This is a genomic window from Aeromonas sp. DNRA1, from assembly GCF_963888745.1.
GTDB lineage: Bacteria > Pseudomonadota > Gammaproteobacteria > Enterobacterales > Aeromonadaceae > Aeromonas > Aeromonas hydrophila.
Genome location: NZ_CAWPKQ010000021.1, coordinates 1 through 304, shown reverse-complemented (window position 1 = coordinate 304; position 304 = coordinate 1). Strand labels below are relative to the sequence as shown.

1 rRNA gene is annotated in these 304 nt (G+C 49.7%); it reads right to left on the bottom strand.

Features of this window, described 5'->3' with window-relative positions:
• Nucleotides 1–2: 2 nt before the first annotated feature.
• Nucleotides 3–117: ribosomal RNA gene (gene rrf / locus AACQ43_RS22155) — 5S ribosomal RNA — on the bottom strand.
• Nucleotides 118–304: the final 187 nt, after the last annotated feature.

Below are 304 nucleotides of genomic sequence, written 5' to 3'. Positions count from 1 at the left end.
GTGCCTGGCAGTGTCCTACTCTCGCATGGCGAATGCCACACTACCATCGGCGCTACCGCGTTTCACTTCTGAGTTCGGCATGGGATCAGGTGGTTCCACAGCGCTATGGCCGCCAGGCAAAATCTTAATCTAGAAAGCTGACGTGAATAACAACTTGGCTAGTTTGCCTTGTCACTATCACTGAATTTGAGTAGTTCGTTCTATTTGCTACAAGCCTTAGAACACTTCTTGGGTGTTGTATGGTTAAGCCTCACGGGTAATTAGTATGGGTTAGCTCAACACGTCGCCGCGCTTACACACCCCA